Below are 19,727 nucleotides of genomic sequence, written 5' to 3'. Positions count from 1 at the left end.
TGGAACGGTAGATCGAATCGGGCCGGGGGCGCCAGCTACACTCTGTCGCGACACAAACACGGGAATGAGGTGCACACTGCTGGTCGAGCTACTGGCAGGAGCTGCGTTCGGGAAGGCGATCCGCCACGCAAAGCTTGACCAGCAGGTAGCGGCAGACGCTACAGCCAAAGAGGCGGAACGCAAGAGGATCCGTCGCGTGCATGCCGAGCTCAAAAAGGCGCCGCCAATCGAGAATGAGGCCGTACGGACCCACACGAGTCAGAGCTCCCTCGACACACTGGTATACGCAAGCCGGACATTTGCGCGCCGGGATGCCGAGGGCGACCCCGGCGGCGAGCGCGGACACCTTGCCGAGCAGATTGCGCACCGCGTCACGCACCAAGACCGCTTCGTCGGACCACGGGCCGGACTGACCGCCCGCCCCTCACTCCTCCCTGGCACCCCGGGCGACTTCGGCCATGACCTCCGTAGCAATGCCGAGGAGGGGGCGGCGGAAGTCCCCGTAGGCGGCTTTCCACCACGCCGAGGTGCGCGGGTCGAGGATCTGGCACGTGATGAGCGCGTCCCAATCGGCCGCCACCCGACAACGTTGAATGTGGTGGTCCTCGTGCGGGAAGCGCCCCGTGCGTCGCGCCTGCCCTACGCGCAACACGCTCTGCCGTAGGACAACGTCGTTGCTCTCATCGAGCAGACGCAACGCCCGGTCCGTGTCCGTGAGGTTGGCCGTGCTGACCATGTCGATCAGGCCGGCCATGCCGTCGCCGCGCGTGGGCCCCAGCTTGTAGCCTTCCGCCTCCATCAGCTCGCGCAGGCGTCTCGCCCCAGGGTTGGCGGAGAGGAATGCATCTTCTAGGGCCTTCTGGCTCAGCGGGCTGAGGGGCTGTCCCATCTCGACGCACATGGCCCCGAATGCGTCGCGCAGACCCGTTTTCCAGGCACGCTTCCCCCCGGGGGCTTGCTCCACGTCCTCCAGGAAGGCGTTGATCTGATCCTGGCTGAGCCCGCGAAGCTGGGCGAGGTGGACGAACATCGCCAGCACCGGCTTGGGTGAAAGGGGAAGCAACGCCTCGATGGCCTTCTGGGAGTAGACGTTGATTCTGGGAGGCGCCGGTCCGAACTCAGGTCGCTTCAGAAGGTTCTCAACTCCTTTCCTTAGTCTGGTGCGGAGTTCGCGGGTGGCGCCAGGATCCGGATTCATCGCCAGCAGCCTCCCTTTCACCCCCGGGCACAGCTGGCCGACAATGCGGGCCCGAGCACAGAGTTCGGCGGCCAGCACTACGTTATCGACCTCCTCGGCGGTGGCGTCCACGGTCGGCTTCGGGATGAAGCCCTTGCGGTAGTCGAGAAGGAACGTCTTGTCCTTGTAGACATCCGGACCGTAGCCAGCAGCGTCCAGGGCTTGCCGTACGGGCTGGAACGCAAGGGGTGGCTTGTTGTCCGGGCTCACGCCCTGAGGCTAGGCATCCTCACGGGGCGGGGGTCCACTTTTCTGCCTACCCGCCATCCGGCGCTTGCGGTCCGATGGGCTCTCCACGAGGACGAGGACTTGCGGGGCTAACCCCCGCTCCCTCCATCGTGGCGATCCCAACTCACCGGAGGTCCCTCATGTTCAGCATCGACGGCATCACATTGGCGGCCGCCTCCCAGGTCACGGCACCCTTGCCTGCTGTCACGTTCGACCTGTTCACCGTATTCGTCGTCGCCGTCGCGCTGGTGCTCGCGTGGCTCGTCTACCGGTGGACGGCCCCGGCTCCGGGGTCCCCCGTCCAGGCGTCCAAAGGCGAACGGCTCGCGTACGCCATCGGCGCCGCGGCGTCGGTCATCGTGATCGGCGGCTACCTGGTCGGCGGGTTCAGGGGGTTCGGGTACCCGGAGACAGACGCCCGTCCGGTGTTCCGTGACAGCCGTCCGGCAGCGCTCATGCAGGGGCTCGTGGCCGACGGTAGTCCTGCCGGCCACGGGCCGTAGACCCGTGGCCGGACCAGGTCCCAGGCGGTCAGGTCGAGAGAACGCCGCACGGACGCCTGCTGGCCGCGGATGGTCACCAGCCGCACCGTGCCGTCGTCGGTGATGCCACGCTGCCGGTCGGCACGGACCTTGACCGGCTTGTCGCTTCCCCTCGACGGCGTCGACCACCGCCTCGCTTACCCGCTCCTGGGTGATCAGATCCCTGCACGCGACGACCGCGCGGGCGGCGAATTCGACGTTAGTGCCGATTTCCGTTCCGATGCCGCCGCTGGGTAGCTGTTCGCTCACTGCGGAAGTCGCTCCCTACGAGAGCCGGGCGTGGAGTCCCCCGAACACCTCGGAAGGCACCGATGGAAGGTCCAGAGAGCGATCTCATGGCTCTTCGGATACCGCCGCCTGACCATCCGCCACGAACACAAGGGCAGACACTTCCTCGCCTTCCTCGGGCTCGCGGCAGTCATGACCTGCTACAAGAAGATCGCCACGTGAGACACCGTCTTGCCAACGAGCCAGGCCGATGCCGCCGGTGCTCATGCACGGTGTGAGCGTCATCGAGGTTGAGGGCCGCCAGCGACCAGCCTGGGCGCACTCCACAGCACCAGGAGTGCAGCGCCAGGCTCACGGCGGAGACCCCGAGCCATTCACGGACCGGGCTCTGAAAGGCGCCATGCGAACCAGGCACTCAACGATCACCGGTGCCTCACGGCGTGGCCTTGGTCACGCTGCGTCTGAAGCAGCCACGTACGGCCCACACAGGCACACCGGGATCGGTACGAGCCTCGCACTCACAGACCAGCGACTCGTGTGCAAGGAGATCAGCACCAGCCCAGCACGGGACGGGTTCACTGGGGTGATCACAGGTGTCTACAGGTCAGCACCCAGTCAGCACGGGTAAAGAAAAAGCCCCGGAGCGATCCAAGGCCGTAGGGCTGTGACCTGCACGTTTGCCGTCAGGAACGATCCCTGTTACGTCGGCGTCTCAGGTACCGTCCGCACATACGTGCCAGACTGCCAGACCCCGTACGACCATAGGAGTCAGTCCCACTAATGGATCAAGGACTCGAGACCGCCGCCGACGCCAGCCTGACCGGTCTCTGGGACCGGATCTTCGGCACGCAGGCCGCACCCGACGAGTGGCTGGTCATAGCCACCGGCGTCGTCGCGCTCGCCGTCGTGGTGCCACACGGCGTCTGGCGGCTCGCCCGCAACGCCGTCACCATCGCCCACGAGGGCGGCCACGGCCTTGTGGCGTTGCTCACCGGGCGGCGCCTCGACGGCATCCGGCTGCACTCCGACACCTCCGGCCTGACCGTCTCGCGGGGCAAGCCCAGCGGCCTCGGCATGATCCTCACCGCGGCGGCCGGCTACACCGCCCCGCCGCTGCTCGGTCTCGGCGGCGCGGCGCTGCTCGCCTCCGGGCGCATCACGGCGCTCCTGTGGATCGCCACCGCGCTGCTCGTCGCGATGCTGGTGATGATCCGCAACGCGTACGGCGCCCTGACGGTCGTCCTGACCGGCGGCGCCTTCCTGCTCGTCTCCTGGCTGACCAGTTCCGAGGTGCAGGCCGCCTTCGCGTACGCGGTGGTGTGGTTCCTGCTCCTGGGCGGTGTGCGGCCCGCCTTCGAGCTCCAGTCCAAGCGCCGGCACGGGGGCGCGGGCGACTCGGACGCGGACCAGCTCTCGCGGCTCACGCACGTCCCCGCCGGCCTCTGGCTCTTCTTCTTCCACGCCGTCTCGCTCTGCTCCCTGATGGGCGGGGCCCGCTGGCTCCTCGACGTCTGAGCGGTGTCCCTGCCAGCCACTAAAGTGAGGGCATGACCGAAACCCCGGCGAACACCGCCCTCTGGCCAGCCCCGCACGCAAGCGGAGCCGTCACCGCGACGGTCCATGTACCCGGTTCGAAATCGGTCACCAACCGCGCGCTCGTCCTGGCCGCGCTCGCCGCCGAGCCCGGCTGGCTGCGCCGCCCGCTGCGCTCCCGCGACACCCTCCTGATGGCGGGCGCCCTGCGCGCCATGGGCGTCGGCATCGAGGAGACCATCTCGTCGAGCTCCACCGCGGCCGGCGCCCCCGAGGGCTCCGGCGAGGCCTGGCGGGTCATCCCCTCGGGGCTGCACGGCCCGGCCACGGTCGACGTCGGCAACGCCGGTACGGTCATGCGCTTCCTGCCCCCGGTCGCCGCCCTCGCCGACGGCCCGATCCGCTTCGACGGCGACCCCCGTTCGTACGAGCGGCCCCTGACCGGCGTGATCGACGCCCTGCGCGTGCTCGGCGCCCGCATCGACGACGACCACCGCGGCGCGCTGCCCCTGACCGTGCACGGCGCCGGCGCCCTGGACGGCGGCCAGGTCGAGATCGACGCCTCGTCCTCCTCGCAGTTCGTGAGCGCCCTGCTGCTCTCGGCCCCGCGCTTCAACCAGGGCGTGGAGGTGCGGCACGTGGGCGGCGCCCTGCCCTCCATGCCGCACATCCGGATGACCGTCGACATGCTCCGCGCGGTCGGCGCCCAGGTGGACACCCCCGAGGCGGGCGGCGAGCCCAACGTCTGGCGGGTCACCCCCGGCGCGCTGCTCGGCCGTGACCTGACCGTCGAGCCGGACCTCTCCAACGCGCAGCCGTTCCTCGCCGCGGCCCTGGTCACCGGCGGCACGGTCACCATCCCCGACTGGCCCGCGCACACCACGCAGCCCGGCGACGCGCTGCGGGAGATCTTCACCGAGATGGGCGGCTCCTGCGAACTGACGCAGGCGGGCCTGGTGTTCACCGGCTCCGGGTCCATCCACGGCCTGGACGTGGACCTCAGCGAGGTCGGCGAGCTCACGCCCGGCATCGCGGCCGTGGCCGCCCTCGCCGACTCGCCCTCCACGCTGCGCGGCGTCGCCCACCTGCGGCTGCACGAGACGGACCGCCTCGCCGCGCTCACCAAGGAGATCAACGAACTGGGCGGCGACGTCACCGAGACCGCCGACGGCCTGCACATCCGCCCCCGCCCGCTGCACGGCGGCGTCTTCCACACCTACGACGACCACCGCATGGCGACCGCGGGCGCGGTCATCGGCCTCGCGGTCGACGGCGTACGGATCGAGAACGTCGGGACGACGGCGAAGACGCTCCCCGACTTCCCCGACCTCTGGACCGGAATGCTCGGAAACGGCTGACGGGCGGAGAGACGACCATGCGCCGTTACGGCAAGAACCCCGACGAGGACGACATCCGCGTCCGCCCCAACCGCAAGGGCAACCGCCCCCGTACCCACATCCGGCCCAAGCACGAGGACGCGGCCGAGGGCATGGTCCTCACCGTGGACCGTGGCCGTCTCACCGTCCTCGTCGAGGACCGGGTCATCATGGCCATGAAGGCCCGCGAGCTGGGCCGCAAGGCCGCCGTGGTGGGCGACAGGGTCGCGGTCGTCGGGGACCTGACGGGCAAGAAGGACACCCTCGCCCGGATCGTGCGGATCGCGGAGCGCACCTCCGTCCTGCGGCGCACCGCCGACGACGACGACCCGTACGAGCGGGTGGTCGTCGCCAACGCCGACCAGCTCGCCATCGTCACCGCCCTCGCCGACCCCGAGCCGCGCCCGCGGCTGATCGACCGGTGTGTGGTGGCCGCGTACGACGGCGGTCTCGAACCGATCCTCGTGCTGACCAAGTCGGACCTCGCGTCGGCCGACAAGATCCTGGAGACCTACGCGACGCTCGACATCCCCTACGTGGTGACCAGCCGCGAGGAGTTCACCGACGGCGCGGAGCTGGCGCGCGTCCACGAGCTCCTGGACGGCAAGATCACGGCCTTCGTCGGGCACTCGGGCGTGGGCAAGACGACGCTGGTCAACGCGCTGGTGCCCGAGGAGCGGCGGCGCACCACCGGGCACGTCAACGCGGTCACGGGCCGCGGCAGGCACACCACGACCTCCGCGCTCGCGCTGCCCCTCGCGGGCTCGGGCGGCTGGGTGGTCGACACTCCCGGCGTGCGGTCCTTCGGGCTGAACCACGTGGACCCCTCCCGCGTGATCCTCGCCTTCCCAGATCTGGAGCCCGGGACGGTGGACTGCCCGCGCGGCTGTAGCCACGACGAGAAGGACTGTGCCCTGGACGCCTGGGTGACGGATGGTCACGCGGACCCGGCGCGGCTGTACTCCCTGCGACGGCTGCTCGCCACGCGGGAGCGGCGCGAAGACGACTGACCTCCCCGGTGTTTGCGGCTTCGCGGGACCGGTAAGGGCATAATCGCACCGAGCCGGAACCGGCCGGGCTGAGCGGTCACCGAACATAGTGCGGGAGGCAGGTCATGGCGTGGCTGCTGGTCATAGTGGCGGGAATCCTCGAAACCGGCTTCGCGGTCTGTCTGAAGCTGTCGCACGGCTTCACCAGGCTCTGGCCGACGATCGCGTTCGCCAGCTTCGCGCTCGGCAGCTTCGGTCTGCTCACGCTCGCGCTGAAGAAGCTGGACGTCGGGCCCGCGTACGCGGTGTGGACCGGCATCGGCGCCGCGGGCACCGCGATCTACGGCATGGTCTTCCTCGGTGACCTGGTCTCCACGCTGAAGATCGTCTCGATCTCGTTCGTGATCATCGGCGTGGTCGGCCTCCAGCTCTCGGGCTCCGCGCACTGACCCGGCCGGCCTATACCGCTCCGACCCACCGTCCGATGGCCCCGCGCACCACTTCCGCGGGGTCGTCGTCGTTCCCGGCGGGCGCGACGACGTAGGACAGGGCGAGGCGGACGGCGCTCTCGCAGGCCAGGGCGAGGTCGGGCTCCCTGGCCCGGCCCCGGCCGCCGAGCGCGGCCACCGCCCGGTCGCGCACCAGTGCGAGCAACTCGGCGGAGTTGGGCACCCCGGCGTCCGCGCGGCGCTGCGCGGGCACGGGTGAGGAGGACCCGGCCACGCGGCTCGGCGCGGGCAGCCGCTCGCCCCAGCAGCCGGTGAGCGCGGCCCGCACCAGGGGGTTGCCGCGGGCGGCGCCGACCGTCCAGGCGGCCACCGCCGCGAGCCGGTCGGCGGGCTCGCGCTCCTCGGCGAGTGCGCGCTCGACGCCGTGCAGATAGCCGTCGGTCTCGCGCCTCAGCAGGGCGCGGGCGAGGCCGTCCTTGCTGCCGAACTCGTTGTACAGGGTCTGCCGGGACACTCCGGCGACGGCCGCGACGTCGACCATGCGGACGCCCGGCCAGGGCCGCCGGGCGAGCGCGGTGTAGGCCGCGTCGAGCAATGACTCCCGTGCCGCAGGCATCGTCGCCTCCCCGGGCCGCATCGGCTCCGGATGCCAGAGTTGACGGGCTCGGAGGCGCTGTCAATAGCTTTGGCGCGAGGCGCCCGGGCCTGTCCGCCACGGGGTGGTGGCTCGTCACTTTCGAGATCGATACTGTTCATGCATGCCCGACTACCACGATGATCTGCGTCTCGCCCATGTCCTCGCGGACGCCGCCGACGCCCAGACCATGAGCCGGTTCAAGGCTCTCGACCTCAAGGTCGAGACCAAGCCGGACATGACGCCGGTGAGCGAGGCCGACAAGGCGGCCGAGGAGCTGATCCGTACCTCGCTCAAGCGCACGAGGCCCCGCGACGCGATCCTCGGCGAGGAGTACGGGATCGAGGGGACGGGCCCGCGCCGCTGGGTGATCGACCCGATCGACGGCACGAAGAACTACGTACGGGGCGTCCCCGTCTGGGCCACGCTGATCTCCCTGATGGAGGCAAGCGAGGGCGGTTACCAGCCGGTGGTCGGCGTCGTCTCCGCGCCCGCGCTCGGCCGCCGCTGGTGGGCGGCGAAGGGCGGCGGCGCCTACACCGGGCGCAGCCTCACGTCGGCGAGCCGGCTGCGGGTCTCGCAGGTCTCCCGGCTGGCGGACGCCTCCTTCGCGTACTCCTCGCTGACCGGCTGGGAGGAGCGGGGGCACCTCGACGGCTTCCTCGACCTCACGCGGTCGGTGTGGCGCACGCGGGCCTACGGCGACTTCTGGCCGTACATGATGGTGGCCGAGGGTTCGGTGGACATCTGCGCGGAGCCCGAGCTCTCGCTCTGGGACATGGCGGCGACCGCGATCGTGGTCACGGAGGCCGGCGGCTCCTTCACCGGTCTCGACGGCAGGCCGGGCCCGCACAGCGGCAACGCGGCGGCGTCGAACGGCCTCCTCCACGACGAGCTGCTGGCCCGGCTGGACCAGCGCTGACGGGTCGCTGGACCAGCGCTGACGGGTCTCTCGTACCGCGAGCGGGGCGACGTACGCCCTGAACTGCCCTGAACTGCCGTGAACTGAGCGCCCGCGACCCCTTGTTGGCGCCCTGCTCGGCTGCGACTCTATGAGTCCCCCCACTTGTGAACTTGTGAATCCGTTCTCCAGCAGGTAGCGGAGGCAATCCTTCGCCCACCGGGAGGCCGCGGTCTCACCAAGGAGGTGGCTCACGCCCATGATCGTCCGCGATGCCATGAGCACGGTGGTCCTGACCATCGGTCCCACCCACACCCTGCGCCAGGCAGCCCGGCTGATGTCCGCGCGCCATGTCGGCGCGGCCGTCGTCCTCGACCCCGACACCTACGGCCTCGGCATCCTGACCGAGCGCGACATCCTCGACTCGCTCGCCCTCGGCCAGAGCCCGGACACCGAGATCGCCGGCACCCACACCACCACCGAGGTCGTTTTCGCCACCCCGTCGTGGACCCTGGAGGAAGCGGCGGACGCCATGGCGCACGGCGGCTTCCGGCATCTGATCGTCATGGACGGGAACGAACCCACGGGGATCGTCTCGGTGCGCGACATCATCCGCTGCTGGGCGCCCGGCCGGCGCGCGGCGGCCCAGCTGACGGGGTGACGGAACGGCGGCGGGCCGGCCCCCCGAAGGGGAACCGGCCCGCCGTCTCGCTACGACAAGTGAGGCTGGGTCAGCCGCGCAGGGCCTGGACCGCGGCCTCCAGCCGCTTGCCGAAGTCTCCGTCGGCCTGACGGAAGTTGTTGATCGCGCGGTCCACGATGTCCTCGCGCGAGACCTTGGCGAGGAAGCCCGCCAGGTTGTCGATCAGGCGGCCCTTCTCGTCGTCGGTCATCAGGCGGTAGAGGTTGCCCGCCTGCACGAAGTCGTTGTCCTCGGCGTGCCGGGGCGTCTCGTGGTTGCCGGTGGCGCCGGTGACGGGGACGGGCTGCCACAGCGCCCGGTCCGTCTGGAAGGGACCGCCGAAGCTGTTCGGCTCGTAGTTCTTCGCGCCCTTGTGGCGGCCGTCGTACAGGAAGCCGTCACGGGAGTGGGTGCGCGCCTCGGTGGCGTGCGGGCGGTTCACCGGCAGATGGTCGGCGTTGATGCCGACGCGGTAGCGGTGGGCGTCGCCGTACGCGAAGAGACGGCCCTGGAGCATCTTGTCCGGGGACGGCCCGATGCCCGGCACGAAGTGGGCGGGCGAGAAGATGCTCTGCTCGACCTCCGCGAAGACGTTCTCCGGGTTGCGGTTGAGCTCCAGCTTGCCGATCTCGATCGGCGGGTAGTCCGCGTGCGGCCACACCTTGGTGAGGTCGAACGGGTTGAAGCGGTACGTGGCCGCCTCGGCCGCCGGCATGATCTGCACCTGCACGGTCCAGGACGGGAACTCGCCGCGCTCGATCGACTCGCGCAGGTCGCGCTGGTGGGAGTCGGGGTCCTCACCGGCGAGCTTGTTGGCCTCGTCCTGCGTGAGGTTCTTGATGCCCTGGTCGGTCTTGAAGTGGTACTTGACCCAGAAGACCTCGCCGGCCGCGTTGTTCCACTGGAACGTGTGCGAGCCGAAGCCGTCCATGTGGCGGTACGAGGCGGGGATGCCTCGGTCGCCGAAGAGCCAGGTCACCTGGTGGGTGCTCTCGGGGCTGAGCCCCCAGAAGTCCCAGACGTTGTCCGCCTCCTGCGAGCCCGTGTAGGGGTCCCGCTTCTGGGTGTGGATGAAGTCGGGGAACTTGATGGCGTCCCGGATGAAGAAGACCGGGGTGTTGTTGCCGACGAGGTCGTAGTTGCCCTCTTCGGTGTAGAACTTCAGCGCCCAGCCGCGCGGGTCGCGCACCGCGTCGGCCGCGCCGAGGTTGCCGGCCACGGTGGAGAAGCGCAGAAACGTCTCCGTCTCCTTGCCGACCTCGGAGAGGAACTTCGCCCGCGTCCACTGCGAGACGTCACGGGTGAGCGTGAACGTGCCGTAGGCGCCCGCGCCCCGGGCGTGCACGACACGCTCCGGGATGCGCTCGCGGTTGAAGTGGGCCAGCTTCTCCAGCAGGAGCTGGTCCTGCACGAGCACCGGACCGCCGAGGCCCGCGGTCTCGCTGTTCTGGTTGTCGGCGACCGGTGCTCCGGCCTCCGTGGTGAGCGGTCCCTGCGTCACGTGCGCCTCCTGCGTCATTCCTGCGGGTCCTGTCCCTTGGCTTGCGATGAGTCCGATCCTACAATGGACATTGTCTAAGTCAAGCAACCATCCAAAGTCACACCCGTTCGGGACTTGTTCCCTCGCCTGTTAGGCTGGTTTTCATGAGTGACCTGCTGGAACGACTGCGCGGACGCGGTTGGCGCATGACGGCGCAGCGGCGCGTGGTGGCCGAGGTCCTCGACGGGGACCACGTCCACCTGACGGCCGACGAGGTGCACGCCCGTGCCGTCGGCAAGCTGCCCGAGATCTCCCGGGCCACCGTCTACAACACGCTGGGCGAGCTGGTGTCCCTCGGCGAGATCCTCGAGGTCTCCACGGACCGCCGCGCCAAGCGGTACGACCCGAACGCGCACCGCCCCCATCACCACCTGGTCTGCGCCCAGTGCGGAGCCATCCGGGACGTCCACCCCACGGGCGACCCCCTGACCGACCTGCCCGACGCGGAGCGCTTCGGCTTCACGGTCCAGGGCGTCGAGGTCACCTACCGCGGCGTCTGCCCGAACTGCGCGTCGGCGTAGCAACGCCTCTCGTACGTCCACGAAGCCCCTGGTGCCGTCTGCGGCGCCGGGGGCTTTCGCGTGCCCGGGGGCTTCCGGACGCCGGCAGTGGGTCATATCGTCGGCGGGTCCCGTGCCCGTACGGCGGGGTCTCCTCGCGGAGCCGGGGCCGGAGCCGGTCGTGAACCATCCGCCCTCGGGAGGCCCCATGCGCACTGGTACCCGCACCACTGCTCTGGTCCTGCTCATGGCGGGCTCGCTGCTCGCGGCGGCGGGCTGCGCCGAGGAGGACGACGAGCCGCCCGCCGGGCCCGCGAAGCCCCGCGCCGGCGCCCCGGTGGCGGGCTGCGGCAAGGGAAGCTGGACCGACCCCGCCGACCTCGCCCCCGACCGCGAACCGGCCCGCTGCGCCCGCGACACCCCGGCCCCGAAACCGCTGGGCGAGCGCCGCAGCGTGACGATCGCGACCGGCACCCTGAGTGCCGAGTACATCGCTCCGCTGCGCGTGGCGGTGGACAAGGGTGAGTTCAAGAAGGAGGGCCTGGACGTCGAGCTGAAGGTCCTGCCCACCCCCGACGCCCTGCCGCTCCTCGCCGAGGGCGGCATCGACGCCCAGTGGGCGGCCCCCGAGGCCGCCGTGCTGAACGGCATCATCAGCGGCTTCGACATCAGGTGGACGGCCGGCAACTTCTCCCCCGACCCCCGGTCCAAGAGCGGCCTGTGGGTGAGGCTGAAGAAGGGCGAGAGCGCCGGCCGCGTCCGCATGGCCGGCCGCAAGCTCGGCACGATGATCGGCAAGGGCTCCGTCATCGCCTACCCGATGGGCAAGGCCATCGAGAAGCACGGCGGCGGCCTCGACGAGGTCCGGTTCCGGCAGCTCGGCCCGGCGGACGTGCTCACCGCGCTGGAGAACGGCGGCACCGACGCGGCCTGGCTGCTCGACCCGGTCTGGCGCAAGGTCGACGGCGACAAGCGGTACGCGTTCCTCGGCGGCCAGCCGCTCGGCGAACCCCTCGGCGGGCTCCTCTTCGGCCCGAACCTCCTCAAGAAGGCCCCGGACGCCGGCGTCGCGCTGCTGCGCGCGTACATCCGTACCGTCAACACGTACTTCGCGGGCGACTACAAGGCCGACGAGTCCTTCACGAAGGAGCTGGCCCATCTGCTCGACACGGACGAGGAGGTGCTGCTCTCGACGCCGTCGCTCCGCATGGACTGGGAGATCCGCGCGGGCACCACGGACCGGCTCCAGGCCGCGTACCGCGCGGCGGGCGTCACCGAGGGGGACCAGGTGGTCCCGGAGTCGAAGGCGGTCGACCGCGAGCTGTACGAGAAGGCGGTGGGACACAAGTAGCGATGCCGCGCCGCGCCCCGGGAAACACCGAAGGCCCGGAACCTTGTCGGTTCCGGGCCTTCGGCCTTCAGTAGCGGGGACAGGATTTGAACCTGCGACCTCTGGGTTATGAGCCCAGCGAGCTACCGAGCTGCTCCACCCCGCGTCGGTAAACACAACAGTACTTCAAGGCTACGACCAGCGCAAATCCGTTCTCCGCCGCCCATGGAGGGGGGCGGGAGCCCCTCGGCACCCGCCCCGTCCCAGGTGTCCGCCGCACCCGGAGGGCCTCACCCGGAGGGCCTACGCGGACTGCTCCTGCCGCAGGGCCTCCCGCAGGCGTCCCGCCCGCTCGGCGACCTCCGCCGGGCCGAGCTCGACCGCGCGCGTGGCCCAGCGCTGGCCCTGGGCGAGCTGCCCGTGCCGTGCGTAGAGCAGCGCGAGGCGGAGCGCCGCCCTGCCGTGGCCCGCGTCGGCCGCCCGGGTCCACCAGAGCGCGGCCTCGGGCTCGCTGCCCTCCCTGGCGAGCAGCAGGCCGAGGTTGAACGCGCCGTTGCGGCTGCCCGCCTCCGCGGCCTTGCGGTACCACCGCGCGGCCTCGACGACGTCGCCCCGCCCCGCGGCCAGCATGCCGACCCGGACCTGGGCCCGCCGATGGCCCTGCTCGGCGGCCCGCTCGTACCACTCCTCGCACTCGGTCTTCTCCGTGGCCGGTTCACCGAGCGCGGGCGGCGTCTCCGCCGGGCGCCGCGCGTCGAGCACCGTGCCGAGCCGGTACGCCGCCTCGGCGCTGCCGCCGCCCGCCGCGCACCGCAGATGCCGCTCCGCCTCCTGGTCGTCGCCCTCGCGCAGCCGCGCGGTGCCGACCTGGAGGGCCGCGTCGGTGTGCCCGGCGGCCGCCGCGCGTTCGTACCACCGCAGGGCGGACGCCTCGTCGTTCCTGCTCGCGTACAGGATGCCGAGGTTGAACGCCGCGTCGACGCTGCCCGCCTCCGCCGCCTTGGAGAACCACGGCTCGGCCCCCGCCGCGTCGCCGCCCTGGAGCAGCAGCACGGCCAGCGCGTTCGCCGCTTCGCGGTGCCCGGCGTAGGCGGCCCTGCGGTACCACTGGTCGGCCTGCGCGGTGCGGTCCTGCTCGGCGCAGAGCAGCCCGAGGTTGTACGCGCCGTTCACGTCGCCCGCGTCCATGGCGGCGCGGTACCAGCGCTCGGCGGTCTGGTTCTCGCCGCGCTCGGCGTGCAGCGCGCCCAGGGCGTTCGCGGCGTTGCCGTCGCCGTCCTGGGCGGCCTTGAGCCACCACACGGCGGCGCTCTCCTGGTCGCCCGCGTCCCTCAGCAGGAACCCGAGCGCGCAGGCCGCCCTGGCCTCGCCGTCCTTGGCGGAGTTGAGGTACCAGCGCCCGGCCTCCTTGAGGTCGCCGCGCTGCTCCAGGATCGCGCCGAGGTGCAGGGCGGCCCGCCGGTGCCCGCGCGCGGCGGCCTGGCGGTACCACTGCTCGGCCTCACCGGCCGGTCCTCGTACGTCCTTGGCGGCGCGTACGCCGTTGTCCGCGCGCCCGTTCTTGCCCGCGCGCGGGTTCTTGTCCGCGCGCACGTCCATGGCGGCGTCGCGGATCGCCCGTACGGGGTCCTCGCCCGGCTCGGCGCCCTCACCGCGCTCTGCGGCTGCCCGCCGGTCGAGCGCGCGGGCCAGGCGGTACGCGGCCTCGCGGTGGCCCCGCTCGGCGGCGACCCGCATCCAGCGCTCGGCCCCGACGTCCCCGCGGTGCTCCAGGAGGTCGGCGAGCGCGTACGCCCCGAGCGTGTGGCCCTGCTCGGCGGACTGCCGCAGCCAGTACTCGGCGGCGGGCTCGTCGCCGCGCTCGCGGTGGTGCCTGCCGAGCGCGTGCGCGGCGGCAGCGGAACCGGCGACCGCGGCGACCCGCCACCAGCCGGCCGCCTCGTCGGCGTAACCGCGCTGGTGCAGGAGGACACCGAGGTTGTTGGCCGCGGCACGGTCGCCCTCGGCCGTCGCCGCGCGCAGCATCGACTCGGCCCCGTCGAGGTCACCGCGGCGCAGCAGAAGGCTTCCCAGGACGCTCATGGCGTCGACATCGCCTGACTCGGCGGCCAGCCGATGGCGAAACTCCTCGGCGGCCGCCCCGGGATCCTCCCGGTCGGCCGACTGCACAAACCGCCCCGTCTCCAACAGAGTTGCCTTATCCCCCATAACGTCCATCGTCGCACCACCTGCAACCTGGGTACACCTGGTATACCGCAGCCAGTGAGGTCACTTCAGCGTTTTGTCGACATGCCCACAGAGAGATAAGTGAAACACAGATCCCCCAACTCTCCCCCGCGCAGACACGGTTCACATTTCTTGGCATAGGCCACCCGCACACGCAGTTTCGCCGTCGCTTCTCGAACCCGCTGTTGACGACCGCCCGGGCGCGTCGCCGACACCGCCGCTTCCGGGCAGGCCGCACCGCGCACGACGAAGGCCCGGATCCAAAAGGATCCGGGCCTTCACCTTGCAGTAGCGGGGACAGGATTTGAACCTGCGACCTCTGGGTTATGAGCCCAGCGAGCTACCGAGCTGCTCCACCCCGCGCCGTTGTGTTCAAACCGTACCACGGCGCGAGGGGGCCTCCTGACCAGCTACTCAGCCACTGTTCTTGTCGCCGTCCTTGTCGCCGTTCTTGTCGGCTGCCTTGTCGGCGTCCTGGTCCCCGGCCTTGTCCGCGTTCTTGTCGGCGTTCTTGTCGCCGTCCTTCTCCGCGGCCTTGGCCGACGCCTCCTCGGCGCGCTGAAGCGCCTCCTGGAGCCGCTCCTGGGCCTCGCCGTACTTCTTCCAGTCGCCGTCCTTCAGGGCCTTCTCGCCGTCCTCGAACGCCGTCTGGGCGTCATCGAGCGCGGCCTGGACCGTCGGGTCGCTCGCCTTCGGCGGCTTGGTCGGCTCGCCCTCGTCCTGGTCCTCGCCCGGTGGCTGGGTGGACGCGCCGGCACCGAAGACCTGGTTGAGGCCCTCGCTCAGGGTGTCGGCGAAGGCGGTCTCCGTGCCGTACGAGACGGCCACCTTCTTCAGGAGCGGATACGCCGACTTGCGGCCCTGCACATAGACGGGCTCCACGTAGAGGAAGCCGTCGTCCAGTGGCACGGTCAGCAGATTGCCGTAGAGGACGTCGGAGTCGGCGCCCTTCATGTCGCGGACGAAGTTGCCGACCTCCGTCATGGAGTTCAGCTTGTTCTGCACCTGTTCAGGTCCGTCGACGTCGCCTCTGACTCTCAGGAGCCGCATCTTGCCGTAGTCCGCACTCCTGGCGTCTGCGTCCACCGTCATGAAGGCCCGTAGGTTGGGCCGCTCACTCGGTGTGAACGTCGTCGTCAGCGCGAACTGCTGCCGGTCCTGGCCCGGCGACTTCAAGGACAGGTAGTACGGCGGGACCGCGCTGTCGTCCTTCTTCGTCGGGTCGTTCGGGACCTGCCACGCGTCACTCGCGTTGTAGAACTGGCCGGCGTCCGTGACGTGGTACTTCGTCAGGAGCTCGCGCTGCACCTTGAACATGTCCTGCGGGTAGCGCAGGTGGTCCATCAGCGTCTGCGGGATCTCGCTCTTGTCCTTGACCGTGCCCGGGAACGCCTTCTTCCAGGTCTTGAGGACGGGGTCCTTCTCGTCCCAGGTGTAGAGCTTGACGTCACCGGTGTACGCGTCGACGGTCGCCTTCACCGAGTTACGGATGTAGTTGACCCGGTTCTGCTGGGCGATCACCGTGCGCTGGCTGTCGGCCTGCGACAGCGAGTCGGCCGTGGTGTCACCGAGCGTGGTCCGCGAGGCGTACGGATAGCCGTTGGACGTCGTGTAGGCGTCGACCACCCACTGGATGCGGTTGCCGACCACCGTCGGATACACGTCGCCGTCGATCGTCAGCCAGGGGGCCACCGCCTCGACGCGCTCCTTGGGCGTGCGGTTGTAGAGAATCCGCGAGCCCTCGCCGATCGCGCCCGAGTACAGGATCTGCGGCTCCCCGAAGGACACCGCGTACGCGGCGCGGTTGATCGGGTTGGAGAGGTTGACCCCGCTGTCGCCCTTGTAGCTGTAGGTCTTCTGGCCGCCGCCGTTCTCCTCGTAGTCGAGCTCCTTCTGGGGCCCGCCCACGATGGAGTACTGCGACGTCTTCTCGCCGTAGTAGATCCGCTGCTCGTACTCACCGAGGTCGCCGGTGGTGGGCAGACCGGACTCGGTGAACGCCGGGGCGCCCTTGGAGCCCTTCTTCGTCTCCGTGCCCTTGGCGGCGACCATGCCGTAACCATGAGTGTAGGCGAAGTGGTCGTTGATCCAGTTCCGCTTGTCGAGCTTGTTCACGTCGATCTCGCGGAGGCCGACGATGGTGTCCTGGCCGTTGTAGCGGTCCACGTCGAGCGTCTTCGGGAACTGGTAGTAGCTGCGCTCCTGCTCCAGCTGCTGGAACGTCGGCGAGACGATGTTCGGGTCGTTCAGCCGGTAGTTCGCCGCCGACTCCGCGTCGTTGCGCTTCTTCTTGGGGTCCTCGTCGACCTTGCCCGCGCCCTCGTAGGCCTCGGGCTTGACGCCGCTGATGCCGTACGCGTCGCGGGTGGCCTTGATGTTCTTCTTGATGTACGGCGCTTCCTTGGCCTGCTCGTTCGGCTGGACCTGGAACTTCTGGACGATCGCGGGATAGAGCCCGCCGATGAGGATCGCCGAGAGCACCATCAGGCCGAAGCCGATGACCGGGAGCTGCCAGGTGCGCCGCCACAGCGTCGCGAAGAAGAGCAGGGCGCAGATGACCGCGATGCAGAAGAGGATCGTCTTGGCCGGCAGATAGGCGTTGGCGTCCACATACCGCAGGCCGGTCCAGTTGCCCGTCGCCTTGAAGTCACTGGACTTCACCGCGAGGCCGTACCGGTCGAGCCAGTACGCGACGGCCTTGAGCGTGACGAAGACGCCGAGCAGCACCGAGAGGTGGCCGGTGGCCGCAGCGGTCGCCCGCGCGCCGGGGCTGGTGATCCGCAGCCCGCCGTACAGGTAGTGCGTCAGGGCGGCGGCGACCAGGGAGAGCACCGTCGCCGCGAAGCCGAAGCCCAGCAGGAAGCGGTACCAGGGCAGGTCGAACGCGAAGAACGCCACATCCATGTGGAACTGCGGGTCCTTCTGGCCGAAGGGCACGCCATTGACCCACAGCAGCCATGTGCGCCACTGCCCCGAGGCGGACGCGCCCGCGATCAGGCCCACCAGGGCAGTGATCCCGATGAGCAGCCACTTCTTGTACGGGGCGATGCCCATGCGGTACCGGTCGAGGCTCTGCTGCTCCATCGACATGGCACTCAGTGGCGGGCGCAGCCTGTGCGCCAGCCAGATGTTCACTCCGACCGCGACCGCCATGAGGAGGCCGAAGACGGAGAAGAGGCCGATCTTGGTCCACAGGGTTGTCGTGAAGACCGATGAGTAATTGACCGAGCGGTACCACAACCAGTCCGTCCAGAACCCGGAGAACATGACAAAGGCCATGGCCAGCACGGCCAGGACCCCCAAGGTCATGAGCAAGGTCCGGACACGACGGGAGGGTCGGCCCACTCTGATCCGTGGCCCCGTCGGGCCTCCGCCGCGGTCCGGCATCTGGAAAGCCAAGGTGCGCACCTCGAAGTTCGCTGTTGATCCGTCAGGCCCCCGAGATCGTGGAGCCACACCTATGCAACTTACTCACGCTTTACTCGGTTCCCGTTTCTCGGGACTAACGAGGCAGGATTGTGACCATGTCCAACACTCCCATGGCAGCGAGCCCCCTCACCCGAGCCGTCCTCGAGATCGACGAGTACGTCTCCGGCCTCGGCTGGGACCGGCCCGCCCGCCTCTTCGCGCTCGTCGACACGGCGCGACTGCGCACCCAAGAACCCGGCCTCGCCTCACAGCTCGGCCTCGACGACGGCGTGGAGCACGCCGGCCTCACCCCCATCGAGCAGGAAGAGATCCCCGCGAACAAGCCGCTGGACGAGTTCCTCGGCACCATCGCCTGGCCCGACGCGGTGGTGGGCTGCGCCCTCACCGTGGAGCGCCAGATGCTGCCCCCGTCCGCCGAGACGTCCGTCCCCGAGGGCCTGAGCGACGCCGAGCTCGCCGACTGGGTGGCGGCGCACCCGGAGCGCCAGGAGGTCCGCATGACGGTGGCGGTGCTCCGTGACGGCGCGCGCGAGTCGGCGCTGCGGCTGCGCGAGAAGGACTCGCCGACCGAGGTCCTCACCGGTTCCGACCTGGTGCCGGGTCTGGCGGACGCGCTGGCGGCGACATTCGCGTAGCGACGCTCGCCGTGTCTGCGGTCTTCTGATTCCCGTACGCGGGTGGGGCCTCCTCACCCGCGTACTTCCGTACCCGCGTACTTCCGTCAGCGGTCTCTCAGCCCGCGCTGCACCGGGGCAGGTCGGCCGTGTCGCCCTCGCGGATCTTCTTGAGGGACTTCACGGCGTCGGCGATGGTGTCCACCTTGATGAGCGTGAGTCCGCCGGGCACGTCGCTCGCGGCGGCCTCGCAGTTGTCCTTGGGCGTCAGGAAGTACTCGGCGCCCTTCTCCCGCGCGCCGACGGTCTTCATCTCGATGCCGCCGATCGGGCCGACCTTGCCCCTGTCGTCGATCGTTCCCGTGCCGGCCACGAACTTGCCGCCCGTGAGGTCGTCCGGGGTGAGCTTGTCGACGATGCCGAGCGCGAACATCAGTCCGGCGCTGGGGCCGCCCACGTCGGCCAGCTTGATGTCGATCGTGAACGGGAAGGTGTGGTCGGTCCCCGCCTGGATGCCCACGACGGCACGGTCGCTGTCGTCGGCCTTCTTCGTGGTGATCTTGATGTCCTCGGTCCGCGTCGACTCCTTGCCCGCCTTCTCCGCGGCGGCCGCCTCCTTGACCGGGACGATCGTGAACGTGACGCTGTCGCCGGGCTTGCGCTGGGTGACGAGCTTCGCGACGTCCGTCATCTCCTTGACGGACTTGCCGTCGACCTTCTTGATGACGTCGCCCGCGTGCAGCTTGCCCTCCGCCGGGTCGCCCTTGAAGACGGTGGAGACGATGACCTGCGACTGCACCGGCAGCTTCAGCTCCCGGAGCGCCGCGACCTTGGCGCTCTCCTGTGACTGGCTGAACTCCTCGGCGTTCTCCTGCGAGGACTGCTGCTCCGTCTTGCCGTCCGGGTAGAGCGTCTCGTGCGGCACCACGATGTTGTCGTGCGCCAGCCAGCCGTAGACGGCCTCCGCCAGGTTCATGTCGAAGTCGGCGCTGGTGACCCTGACCGTCGTCATGTTGAGGTTGCCGGTCGTGGGATAGGTCTTGTGCCCGGAGATCTGCAGCACCGGCTCGCCGTCGTGGTCGCCGAGGGTGTTCACCGTGGGGCCCGGGGACATCTCGGCGTACGGCACTTTGATGAGCACTCCGGCGCAGAGCAGCGCGATCAGCATCAGGGTGGAGGCGAGCATCGTCGCGGTGCGGCGTGGCATGGAAAGACAGTACGGGACCGGCCTGTCAGGGAACCTGCGGGGCCGGTCCGTCCGAGGCCGTGCGCCACGCGCGTGGTGCTCG

18 protein-coding genes and 2 tRNA genes are annotated in these 19,727 nt (G+C 70.0%); 11 read left to right on the top strand and 9 right to left on the bottom strand.

Annotated features, from left to right (window positions below; genetic code table 11):
* Positions 1-88 precede the first annotated feature (88 nt).
* Positions 89-379 (bottom strand): hypothetical protein, encoded by a 291-nt coding sequence (locus ACRAKF_RS25660; RefSeq protein WP_447039878.1) that lies wholly within the window; start codon positions 377-379, stop codon positions 89-91.
* 45 nt (positions 380-424) lie between these two features.
* Positions 425-1,447: a hypothetical protein gene (locus ACRAKF_RS25655; RefSeq protein WP_447039877.1), complete on the bottom strand. Its 1,023-nt coding sequence runs from the start codon at positions 1,445-1,447 to the stop codon at positions 425-427.
* Between the two features lie 158 nt (positions 1,448-1,605).
* On the opposite strand from ACRAKF_RS25655, the gene ACRAKF_RS25650 reads away from it, so the two are divergent.
* The 6 genes from ACRAKF_RS25650 (at position 1,606) to ACRAKF_RS25625 (ending at position 6,582) form a co-directional block, all read left to right on the top strand.
* Positions 1,606-1,968 carry a hypothetical protein gene (locus tag ACRAKF_RS25650; RefSeq protein WP_447039875.1) on the top strand — a complete coding sequence of 121 codons (363 nt, stop codon included), beginning with the start codon at positions 1,606-1,608 and terminating at the stop codon, positions 1,966-1,968.
* A 318-nt stretch (positions 1,969-2,286) separates the two neighbouring features.
* On the top strand, positions 2,287-2,457 hold the full coding sequence (locus ACRAKF_RS25645) for a hypothetical protein (RefSeq protein WP_447039874.1): 171 nt from the start codon (positions 2,287-2,289) through the stop codon (positions 2,455-2,457).
* A gap of 558 nt (positions 2,458-3,015) precedes the next feature.
* Positions 3,016-3,750: a M50 family metallopeptidase gene (locus tag ACRAKF_RS25640; RefSeq protein ID WP_447039873.1), complete on the top strand. Its 735-nt coding sequence runs from the start codon at positions 3,016-3,018 to the stop codon at positions 3,748-3,750.
* 32 nt (positions 3,751-3,782) lie between these two features.
* Positions 3,783-5,126, top strand: a complete 1,344-nt coding sequence (gene aroA / locus ACRAKF_RS25635; RefSeq protein WP_447039872.1) for a 3-phosphoshikimate 1-carboxyvinyltransferase — start codon at positions 3,783-3,785, stop codon at positions 5,124-5,126.
* A gap of 17 nt (positions 5,127-5,143) precedes the next feature.
* On the top strand, positions 5,144-6,154 hold the full coding sequence (gene rsgA / locus ACRAKF_RS25630; RefSeq protein ID WP_447039871.1) for a ribosome small subunit-dependent GTPase A: 1,011 nt from the start codon (positions 5,144-5,146) through the stop codon (positions 6,152-6,154).
* 104 nt (positions 6,155-6,258) lie between these two features.
* The gene (locus ACRAKF_RS25625) at positions 6,259-6,582 is read left to right on the top strand and encodes a DMT family transporter (protein ID WP_447039870.1); all 324 of its coding nucleotides are present in this window, start codon (positions 6,259-6,261) and stop codon (positions 6,580-6,582) included.
* A 10-nt stretch (positions 6,583-6,592) separates the two neighbouring features.
* Here the strand turns inward: ACRAKF_RS25625 and ACRAKF_RS25620 are convergent, their stop codons facing one another.
* Positions 6,593-7,198: a TetR/AcrR family transcriptional regulator gene (locus ACRAKF_RS25620; protein WP_447039869.1), complete on the bottom strand. Its 606-nt coding sequence runs from the start codon at positions 7,196-7,198 to the stop codon at positions 6,593-6,595.
* A 142-nt stretch (positions 7,199-7,340) separates the two neighbouring features.
* On the opposite strand from ACRAKF_RS25620, the gene hisN reads away from it, so the two are divergent.
* A complete protein-coding gene (hisN, locus tag ACRAKF_RS25615) occupies positions 7,341-8,138 on the top strand; it encodes a histidinol-phosphatase (protein WP_447039868.1) in 798 nt (265 codons plus the stop codon).
* A gap of 238 nt (positions 8,139-8,376) precedes the next feature.
* On the top strand, positions 8,377-8,778 hold the full coding sequence (locus tag ACRAKF_RS25610) for a CBS domain-containing protein (protein ID WP_447039866.1): 402 nt from the start codon (positions 8,377-8,379) through the stop codon (positions 8,776-8,778).
* A gap of 70 nt (positions 8,779-8,848) precedes the next feature.
* Here ACRAKF_RS25610 and ACRAKF_RS25605 read toward each other — a convergent pair whose 3' ends face one another.
* Complete coding sequence (locus ACRAKF_RS25605; RefSeq protein ID WP_447039864.1) at positions 8,849-10,318, bottom strand: catalase; 1,470 nt, start codon at positions 10,316-10,318, stop codon at positions 8,849-8,851.
* Between the two features lie 125 nt (positions 10,319-10,443).
* Here ACRAKF_RS25605 and ACRAKF_RS25600 point away from each other — a divergent pair, with 125 nt between their 5' ends.
* Positions 10,444-10,860, top strand: a complete 417-nt coding sequence (locus tag ACRAKF_RS25600; protein WP_447039863.1) for a Fur family transcriptional regulator — start codon at positions 10,444-10,446, stop codon at positions 10,858-10,860.
* Between the two features lie 187 nt (positions 10,861-11,047).
* Positions 11,048-12,190, top strand: coding sequence for an ABC transporter substrate-binding protein (locus tag ACRAKF_RS25595; protein WP_447039861.1), 1,143 nt, complete (start codon positions 11,048-11,050; stop codon positions 12,188-12,190).
* Positions 12,191-12,261: 71 nt separating this feature from the next.
* Here ACRAKF_RS25595 and ACRAKF_RS25590 read toward each other — a convergent pair.
* From ACRAKF_RS25590 to ACRAKF_RS25575, 4 genes are all read right to left on the bottom strand, one after another.
* Positions 12,262-12,335, bottom strand: a tRNA-Met gene (locus ACRAKF_RS25590).
* Between the two features lie 137 nt (positions 12,336-12,472).
* Complete coding sequence (locus ACRAKF_RS25585) at positions 12,473-14,386, bottom strand: sel1 repeat family protein (protein ID WP_447039860.1); 1,914 nt, start codon at positions 14,384-14,386, stop codon at positions 12,473-12,475.
* A gap of 298 nt (positions 14,387-14,684) precedes the next feature.
* Positions 14,685-14,758: transfer RNA gene (locus ACRAKF_RS25580), tRNA-Met, on the bottom strand.
* A gap of 51 nt (positions 14,759-14,809) precedes the next feature.
* Positions 14,810-17,782 (bottom strand): UPF0182 family membrane protein, encoded by a 2,973-nt coding sequence (locus tag ACRAKF_RS25575; RefSeq protein ID WP_447042163.1) that lies wholly within the window; start codon positions 17,780-17,782, stop codon positions 14,810-14,812.
* A 137-nt stretch (positions 17,783-17,919) separates the two neighbouring features.
* Here ACRAKF_RS25575 and ACRAKF_RS25570 point away from each other — a divergent pair, with 137 nt between their 5' ends.
* Positions 17,920-18,459: a PPA1309 family protein gene (locus ACRAKF_RS25570; RefSeq protein WP_447039859.1), complete on the top strand. Its 540-nt coding sequence runs from the start codon at positions 17,920-17,922 to the stop codon at positions 18,457-18,459.
* Between the two features lie 97 nt (positions 18,460-18,556).
* Here the strand turns inward: ACRAKF_RS25570 and ACRAKF_RS25565 are convergent, their stop codons facing one another.
* Complete coding sequence (locus ACRAKF_RS25565) at positions 18,557-19,645, bottom strand: YlbL family protein (protein WP_447039858.1); 1,089 nt, start codon at positions 19,643-19,645, stop codon at positions 18,557-18,559.
* Positions 19,646-19,727: the final 82 nt, after the last annotated feature.

The organism is Streptomyces sp. DSM 118878, assembly GCF_052936595.1.
Note: the sequence above shows the minus strand (reverse complement) of the source record. Positions and strands in the feature narration are given on the sequence as shown.

Bases quoted from the DNA above. Each gene is read 5' to 3' on its own strand.
- ACRAKF_RS25600 (WP_447039863.1), top strand. From the start codon at position 10,444: ATGAGTGACCTGCTGGAACGACTGCGCGGACGCGGTTGGCGCATGACG.
- ACRAKF_RS25585 (WP_447039860.1), bottom strand. From the start codon at position 14,386: ATGGACGTTATGGGGGATAAGGCAACTCTGTTGGAGACGGGGCGGTTT.
- ACRAKF_RS25595 (WP_447039861.1), top strand. From the start codon at position 11,048: ATGCGCACTGGTACCCGCACCACTGCTCTGGTCCTGCTCATGGCGGGC.
- ACRAKF_RS25575 (WP_447042163.1), bottom strand. From the start codon at position 17,782: ATGCCGGACCGCGGCGGAGGCCCGACGGGGCCACGGATCAGAGTGGGC.
- ACRAKF_RS25640 (WP_447039873.1), top strand. From the start codon at position 3,016: ATGGATCAAGGACTCGAGACCGCCGCCGACGCCAGCCTGACCGGTCTC.
- ACRAKF_RS25570 (WP_447039859.1), top strand. From the start codon at position 17,920: ATGTCCAACACTCCCATGGCAGCGAGCCCCCTCACCCGAGCCGTCCTC.
- ACRAKF_RS25610 (WP_447039866.1), top strand. From the start codon at position 8,377: ATGATCGTCCGCGATGCCATGAGCACGGTGGTCCTGACCATCGGTCCC.
- ACRAKF_RS25650 (WP_447039875.1), top strand. From the start codon at position 1,606: ATGTTCAGCATCGACGGCATCACATTGGCGGCCGCCTCCCAGGTCACG.
- ACRAKF_RS25625 (WP_447039870.1), top strand. From the start codon at position 6,259: ATGGCGTGGCTGCTGGTCATAGTGGCGGGAATCCTCGAAACCGGCTTC.
- aroA (WP_447039872.1), top strand. From the start codon at position 3,783: ATGACCGAAACCCCGGCGAACACCGCCCTCTGGCCAGCCCCGCACGCA.
- ACRAKF_RS25565 (WP_447039858.1), bottom strand. From the start codon at position 19,645: ATGCCACGCCGCACCGCGACGATGCTCGCCTCCACCCTGATGCTGATC.
- ACRAKF_RS25605 (WP_447039864.1), bottom strand. From the start codon at position 10,318: ATGACGCAGGAGGCGCACGTGACGCAGGGACCGCTCACCACGGAGGCC.
- ACRAKF_RS25620 (WP_447039869.1), bottom strand. From the start codon at position 7,198: ATGCCTGCGGCACGGGAGTCATTGCTCGACGCGGCCTACACCGCGCTC.
- rsgA (WP_447039871.1), top strand. From the start codon at position 5,144: ATGCGCCGTTACGGCAAGAACCCCGACGAGGACGACATCCGCGTCCGC.
- hisN (WP_447039868.1), top strand. From the start codon at position 7,341: ATGCCCGACTACCACGATGATCTGCGTCTCGCCCATGTCCTCGCGGAC.